Origin of the sequence: Allochromatium palmeri (assembly GCF_009720725.1) — a bacterium.
Taxonomy (GTDB): domain Bacteria; phylum Pseudomonadota; class Gammaproteobacteria; order Chromatiales; family Chromatiaceae; genus Thermochromatium; species Thermochromatium palmeri.
Window position 1 is genome coordinate 1 of record NZ_WNKT01000074.1, and the last position, 7,745, is coordinate 7,745.

Consider the following 7,745-nt stretch of genomic DNA (forward strand, 5'->3'; position numbering starts at 1 on the left):
TCCCGCTCGCTGGGCACGCAAACCGGGATGACCAATGACTGGCTGAAAGGCCAGGGCTTGATCAGCATTCGCGATCAATGGATGAAAGCGCATGGCTATGCCTGAAATCGTCGTGTGCTCCCTTCTTGTGAACCGCCTAGTGCGGACCCGCATGCTAGGTGGTGTGGGGAGGGCGGGCTAAATACCCGCCCTTACCCGATTAGATTTCAGATTCTCGTGTCACTATGAAATAAAAGTTCGTAATATTCCTGATATTCAGAAATACGACGTGAGAGATAAAGAATATACTTACTATGAATATTTCGTTGAAAGAGGCTTTCAGTTGGTTAATTTGAATTAGGAATAAAAAACCGAAGCTGTATAGGAGCGCAAGGAACTCCATTATCAATAGAAAAATGAAGTTCAAGACGATCAAGCGGTAGAGGGTGACAGGCTGTCCACGGATTCTTCTGCCCGTACGATGCGCCTTTAAGTCTTCAATATTTTTGCTGCTGTTCGCTGTAAGGATTGTCAAGCTTGTGATCGAAAACCCTACCAATATAGCCAATAAATTGATCGAGTAGCCGTTTATCGCATACACCGTTTCGGGCTGAATGTTGTCTAAAGCCAACACGTATAGCAATATCGTGATTATCAGAGGCGCTACCCAGTCAAAAAGAAATTCGCTCAACCTTATGGTGGCGAAGTAATCGCGAACCGGGTGAATAAACTCGGTGTATAGTAAGGGAGGCATGACTAATACTCTGAAACCACTTCGACAAGCTGCTCGAAAAATTGTTTGCTAACGACGACGCCGTCTGACTCATTTATTTCTGCGTCCAAATAGTGAATTTTCTTCATAATGTCGGTATCCAAAACAACTTCTGTTCCAACATCGGTTACCCCTTTGACGCGAATTTTCTGAATTTCAGTGCCTCCCCCTGTAAACTTGGTGTATATATCCTTTATTGCATCGATTATTGACTTCTTGGGTTTAGCTTTAATACTGATGACCAAGTCGTTCCTGAGCGACTCTGTACGATTGGAGTAATCCAGATACTCCGAACCAAGCAATCGATTTTCGGTGTGTACCTCGCCTAATAATACGCGCTCAAGGCGCTCCATTTCTCCTAAGAAATTTTCTTTTGGGATAACGCCAATTTCGAATTTCCAGTTGCGTATGTCGTCGTTATTTTTGTAGTGCGTATCCGCAAAACTGGATAGGTAATCTGCTACACGATGTATTGAAATTCCGCTGCGATGTTCTTCCATTATTGCGACAATTTCGTCAGACTTATACTTCAAAACTATATGCGTCCTCTCTTCTTCGCCCTCAGTTAGCAACTTCGGGTTAGAACGACGGTTTGCGGTGTCTTTATCAACAAGTGGCGGACGATGATTATACTTTGCAGAGCAAAAGAGAATCTTTTGAATTGCACCTTTTCGAGTTTGCTTACGCAGAAAATGGAACTTTTTCGCCTGAGTGCTCGAAACGTCCTGAACGCGTTCGTTGTCTGCGAGTGCGTCAATGAAGCTGAAAACACCATTTAATTCTTCTGGCGAAACATACTCGTCCTTCTTGCGTTTTCGCTTGAGCTTCAGCGTATAGAATCCAATTTTCTTCGACACAGATCCCATCAACAGCTCCTTTTCCGGAAAATCTAACAGTTAAATAGACAGAAAGTTTGTCTGGCGCGCTAGACAGATTCCGTCTAGCACTGTTAACCTAGATTCTGCCTAGCTCGCAAGGCTAAGCCAAACCGTTCTAGCGTTGCCGGACCAAATCTACACTTTCTGTCTGTGAATCTGATTGATAGCACATGCCAGAACATCAAGCAACAGAAAACGCCGCCAAGGAGCGTTTTTGGGATCAGTTCATCGCCAAAGCCCGTCAGACCGGCGTCAAAGAAAATGCGCTTCGGTGGCAGGTACGCCGCGCGGAGGCCTATCTCGCCGCCTTCCCAGACAAGCGTTTAAAGCAACACACCCGCGAGGACGTAAACGGCTATCTTGAGCAGGCAGGTCGACTAGACAGAATCGAGGGCTGGCAGTTTGTGCAGATCGTCGATGCTATACAGAACTTGCTGATAACCGCAAAATCGCCGGTAGCAGAAGAGGTGGATTGGGATTTCTGGCGGGCTTCGGCGCGAACGCTGGAAACGAACCACCCAACGGTAGCAAGAGAGGCCCCTCCCATTCCAACAGGCGGAGAACCAGATCCGCCGCTATCAGGCACCCCCCTGAAGCAGAAGCGGAATCCGCCCTCAACGCTTAACCAAGTGAGGGATCAGCATCGACCCTTGCTGGAACGCCTGGTAGCGGAAATCCGGTGCCGGCATTATTCGATCCGCACCGAGCAGGCGTACGAAGCCTGGGTGTGCCGCTTCATTCTATTTTGCGATAACCGAGACCCGAGCGAGGTGGGCGCAGAGCGCATCCGGGGTTTTCTCGAAGACCTGGCGGTACGCGGTCAAGTCTCGGCCAGCACCCAGAGCCAGGCGTTGAATGCCCTGGTGTTTCTGTACAAACAGGTGCTTGGACAGTCATTGGACGCACTTGGAGATTTCGTTCGAGCCAAGCGGCCGAAGCGACTGCCCGTGGTGCTGGAACGCTCGGAAGTCGGGCGACTGCTGGCCGGCATCGAGGGAACCCAGCATTTGATGGCTGCACTGCTGTATGGCACGGGGATGCGGTTGATGGAATGCGTGCGGCTGCGGGTGCAGGATATCGACTTCCAATATCATCAAATTGTGGTACGCGACGGCAAGGGGCAGAAGGATCGGGTGGTGCCGCTACCGGTGCGTTTGGAGGAACCCTTGCAGGAGCACTTGCGCCAGGTTCAGTCCCTGCACGAACAGGATCTGGCCGAAGGCTATGGGGAAGTGTTTCTGCCGGACGCGCTGGCGCGCAAATGGCCGAATGCGCCGAAGGAATGGATTTGGCAGTATGTGTTTCCGAGCGGTCGGCTCTCAGTCGACCCGCGCAGCGGCAAGACACGCCGCCATCATGTCCATGAAAACGGATTGCAAAAAGCACTGAAAGCGGCGGCGCAACGAACGGGGATGGTAAAGAAAGTGAATTGTCATTGTCTGCGCCATTCCTTCGCGACCCATCTGCTGGAATCCGGCTATGACATTCGCACTGTGCAGGAACTCTTGGGACACGCGGATGTGTCGACCACGATGATCTATACCCATGTGCTCAACCGTGGCGGCCAGGGAGTGCGCAGCCCTTTAGATGCCTTACTTTGAGATGAGGAATCTCTCGATGAGCCATCTCAGCCGACTCTATCAGACCGATTACTCCGAATGGGCGCGCCGTAATGCGGTCGGCCTGAATCGGTTTTGTCGGCTCCGAGCAGGGCTGGTTGGGAGGCCACTCCTAAAGGGTGCACAGGTGCTTGGCCGGCGACTCTGTGTGCTTCGTTGTGTGCTATTCCTGGAGTGAACCGCACTCGACGACGTTCACGGTGCCTGAGCGGCGGGTGATAATACCGCGACTGGTGCACCTATTTTTGAGAGCAAATTTGTCATGAGCGCTGAAAACCCGGTTCGGATCCTGTTCGTATGTATGGGAAACATCTGTAGATCGCCGACGGCGCACGGCGTGTTCCGTCGGCTGGTGATCGATGAGGGGCTATCGCACCGCATCGAGATCGACTCGGCCGGCACCCATGCCTATCACATCGGCGAGCCGCCGGATCGACGTGCGCGCGATACGGCGCGGATGCGCGGCATCGACATCGGCGATCTGCGCGCGCGTCTGGCCGAGCCGGACGACTTCGTGCGCTTCGACTATGTGCTGGCGATGGATCGAGACAATTACGAGCATCTGGTGCAAATCTGTCCTGCGGGTCTGGAAGACAGACTGCGCCTGTTCATGGAGTTCGCGCCCGAACTGGGGATTCGCGAGGTGCCGGACCCCTACTATGGCGGTCAGCGTGGCTTCGAACGGGTGCTCGACATGGTCGAGTCCGCCGCGCGCGGTCTGCTGCTGGACATCAAGAACCGCCACCTCTGAACTTCGACATCCTCATCCGAGCGCGTCACAGTCGGAAGGCGACTGGAATCGACGCAGATCGGCGGCGCCATCCAGTCATCCCCGAACACCGGTTGGTAAGGTGTTACGGGTGACTGGATGGCGGGCCTGAGTGAGCGACGTCCGAAATCGATCGGAGGCGCGTCAGACGTCCGGCCCGAGCCGATCTGGTTCAGGACGATCAACGACCGGGCGATCCGGCGTGACCTCGGGCACTGAATCAGGGCGTCGTACCGGCTCGGCGGACGGCGGCGCACTGGCTTCGGTCACGGGTGCTGGCGTCGGGGTTGGTGCTGGCGTCGGTGCTGGCAACAGCGCCCGCTCAGCGGGTGCCTCGACCGGCGCTGAGACCGGCTCCGAAGCGACAACTGGTGCGACTGGCGTGGGCGACTCCGGCGTCCTGGACGATGGTGCCTCGGGCGCTGATGTCGCCTGAACAGCGGGCGTCGTTGACTCAGCTGTCGGCGCCTCGGGTGCGCGCGTGCGCTCCGGGCTTGACCGACGGTTGGACACCTCGCGCGTCTCGTCCTTGATCTGCTCAGCGCGCGGACTCGTCACCTCGCTGCTGATCGACGGCTCAGCGCCTGCTTCCGCATTCGCGTCGGGCGCGTGCTCATTCGTCTGCGGATTGGCCGGGCGGCGTCGATTGCGTCCACCGCGACGCCGACGCGAGGAACGTGGACGCTCGGCGTCGGGTTTAGACGTCTCGTTGCCTGTCTCGCCGCCGGGCTGGCCGTTCTCTTCGTTGGCATCGGCCGGCTCGGCATTCGGGCGCGCGCGCCTGGCGTTCGACTCAGCGCGTGGCTCCGGACGCGCGGGCCGATTGTCCGCTCCCGTCTCGCGCCGTTTGGGCATCGACTCCGAATCAGGCGCGGTCTCGGATGACTCACGCGCGGTACTCGCCTCGGTCGCGCGTTCCGGACGCGGTGGACGCGTCTGGGTGTTGGCATTGCGCGTCTCGTCGGAGCGTGATTCGACGCCATTTGCGCTCGATCCACGCCGGCTGCGTCCGCGCGAATTCCCGTTCCGCGAGCGGGTATCACGCGTGGGTTCCTCGCTCGTCGTTTCGTCGCCTGAGTCCTTGCGCGGGCGCCGCTCCGTCGTCGACTGACCGCGCCGACGCTCGTCGCGCGTGGTGCGCGACCGTCCCGAGCCGGCGCTGTCCTCGTTGACCGTTGACCGTTCATTCGTTTCGGATCGAGCGTGCGCGGCCGATCCCGCGCCGGAACCGGACGCGACCGTCTTATCGGACGCCGGCTGTTCGCTCCCGGCTTCATTCGAACGCGAGAGAAAGAGTCCGGTCCAGATACGCTTGAGCAGGCTCTCGGACTCGGCGCGCTCGGCCTCCTTGCGGCTGACCGTGGTTGGAGCCGTTGGACGCGGACGCTCGGTCTGACGCGGCACGGGCGCGCTCGGGGCGATGAGCTTGACCGCTGGCTCCTCAGTGCGCACCGGCTGGCCGAGCTTGGCATAGTGCGGCGTGGCACTGCTCGGCTCGGGAGCGGCCTTCATGGTGTAGCTGGGCAGCTCTTCGGGCGTTTTGTCGGGCAGATCTTGAGCGCGGATGCGCTCAATCCTGTACTCAGGGGTCTGGATGTGCTCGTTGGGGATGAGCAGGATCTCGACGTCCTGGCGCTGCTCGATTTCGAGAATGGCGCGGCGCTTTTCGTTGAGCAGGAAGGTCGCTACGCTCACCGGGAGCTGGGCCTGGAGGCGCTGGGTGCTGTCCTTCATCGCTTCCTCTTCGAGGATGCGCAGAATGGAGAGCGCGAGCGACTCGACCCCACGGATGGTACCCTGGCCCTTGCAGCGCGGGCAGATCTGCTGGCTCGACTCGCCGAGCGAGGGACGCAGACGCTGGCGCGACATCTCCAGCAGCCCGAAGCGCGAGATGCGCGCCACCTGCACCCGCGCCCGATCCTGCTTGAGTGCCTCGCGCAGCCGGTCCTCGACCGCGCGCTGGTTCTTCGGCGGACTCATGTCGATGAAGTCGATGACGAACAGTCCGCCGAGGTCGCGCAGACGCAACTGGCGCGCGATCTCGTCGGCAGCCTCCAGATTGGTGTTGAGCGCCGTCTCCTCGATATCCGCGCCCTTGGTGGCACGCGCCGAGTTGATGTCGATCGAGGTCAGGGCCTCAGTGTGGTCGATGACGATCGAGCCGCCCGAGGGCAGCCGCACCTCGCGCTGGAAGGCCGATTCGATCTGGGTCTCGATCTGGTAGCGCGTGAACAGCGGCACCTCGTCCTGATAGAGCCGCAGTTTCTTGAGATTCTGCGGCATCACCTGACGGATGAAGTTCTCGGCGCGCTCATACACCACGCGGTCGTCGATGACGATCTCGCCGATGTCGACGCGCAGATAGTCGCGGATCGAGCGGATGATGACATCGCTCTCCTGATAGATCAGGAACGGCGCTTTGCGGCTTTCACCGGAGTAAACGATGGCGTTCCAGAGCTGGAGCAGATAGTCCAGATCCCATTGCAGTTCCTCGACATTTTTGCCCACGCCGGCGGTGCGCACGATCAGGCCCATATCCTCGGGGATCTGGAGCTGGCTCATGGCATCGCGCAGTTCAGTGCGATCCTGGCCCTCGATGCGCCGCGACACGCCGCCGGCGCGCGGGTTGTTGGGCATCAGAACCAGATAGCGCCCGGCGAGCGAGATGAAGGTCGTCAGCGCCGCGCCCTTGTTGCCGCGCTCCTCCTTGTCGATCTGGACCACGACCTCGCGGCCCTCACGCACCGATTCCTTGATGCTGACGCGCGAGCCGGGCTTGACGCTGTCCGGCTCGAAATAGGCGCGCGCGATTTCTTTGAGCGGCAGGAAACCGTGACGCTCGGCACCATAGTCGACGAAGGCGGCCTCCAGGCTCGGCTCGACGCGGGTGATGATGCCTTTGTAAATATTCGCTTTTTTCTGTTCGCGTCCCGGCGATTCGATATCGAGGTTATATAGCAACTGTCCGTCGACAGTCGCTACGCGCAACTCTTCCGGCTGAGTCGCGTTAATGAGCATTCGTTTCATGTTGTTCCTGTCCTACGCACCACGGCGCGTGACCCGTGGTTGGTCGCCTCGCCCCAGGGGTCTCAGTCGGAGACCCGTGCAGGCGTATCGGCGCATCGCCGCTCGACGCTCGAGTGATGCGAGCACGGCGTCGGCACAGTCCGTTCAGCCAACTTGGACGGGTCGGGCTGAAACGGGCACGCGCGTATGAACCATCGTTATACGGGGCCTCTGTGGCTCCCGCGTCTGTTCGGGCGGCCTATGATCGATAGACGACCCGCTTCGGAGCGGTTGATAGGGCACCGGCTACGCTGGCGGCCTCGACACGCCACTCAGGGACAGCGCTAGGTGTAGAATTCGGCCTCGCTCGACGTCGCGAGCGGGCTGGACGCACGGCGCGGTCCCGCAATGTGGCCTGGTCAGGTGTCGGATGCCGGTCTTGGGTCCGTGGGTCGGACTGGCGCCTGTTGGATGGGCGTTGGGTGCGAACCCCTGGATGCACTTGCCGCTCCGGAAAAATTCCGCTTTCACTTGGCCAGCGCAAGTCGTCAATGGTATCAGTGAACCCTACTTAGCAGCAATTGAGCCAAACGCTCAGGGGTGCGACCATAACTGATGCGCTGGCTTAAACTGTAGGTTCCATGGAACTGTCTTGTGAGGCTCCTGCCATGCCAACGTACGCCCAAAGCGATAAAGAGTTGCTTGAGGCACTGAATCGCAAC

Annotated in this window: 4 protein-coding genes; 2 read left to right on the forward strand and 2 right to left on the reverse strand. The window is 58.5% G+C overall.

Features of this window, described 5'->3' with window-relative positions; translation table 11 throughout:
- Positions 1-735: 735 nt before the first annotated feature.
- Positions 736-1,617, reverse strand: a complete 882-nt coding sequence (locus tag GJ668_RS18840; protein ID WP_155451645.1) for a ubiquitin family protein — start codon at positions 1,615-1,617, stop codon at positions 736-738.
- Positions 1,618-1,799: 182 nt separating this feature from the next.
- On the opposite strand from GJ668_RS18840, the gene GJ668_RS18845 reads away from it, so the two are divergent.
- Both GJ668_RS18845 and GJ668_RS18850 read left to right on the forward strand, forming a co-directional pair.
- Positions 1,800-3,230: an integron integrase gene (locus tag GJ668_RS18845; protein ID WP_281350271.1), complete on the forward strand. Its 1,431-nt coding sequence runs from the start codon at positions 1,800-1,802 to the stop codon at positions 3,228-3,230.
- 280 nt (positions 3,231-3,510) lie between these two features.
- The gene (locus tag GJ668_RS18850; RefSeq protein ID WP_155451646.1) at positions 3,511-3,999 is read left to right on the forward strand and encodes a low molecular weight protein-tyrosine-phosphatase; all 489 of its coding nucleotides are present in this window, start codon (positions 3,511-3,513) and stop codon (positions 3,997-3,999) included.
- Positions 4,000-4,161: 162 nt separating this feature from the next.
- Here the strand turns inward: GJ668_RS18850 and rne are convergent, their stop codons facing one another.
- Positions 4,162-7,044: a ribonuclease E gene (gene rne, locus GJ668_RS18855; protein ID WP_155451647.1), complete on the reverse strand. Its 2,883-nt coding sequence runs from the start codon at positions 7,042-7,044 to the stop codon at positions 4,162-4,164.
- Positions 7,045-7,745 lie beyond the last annotated feature (701 nt).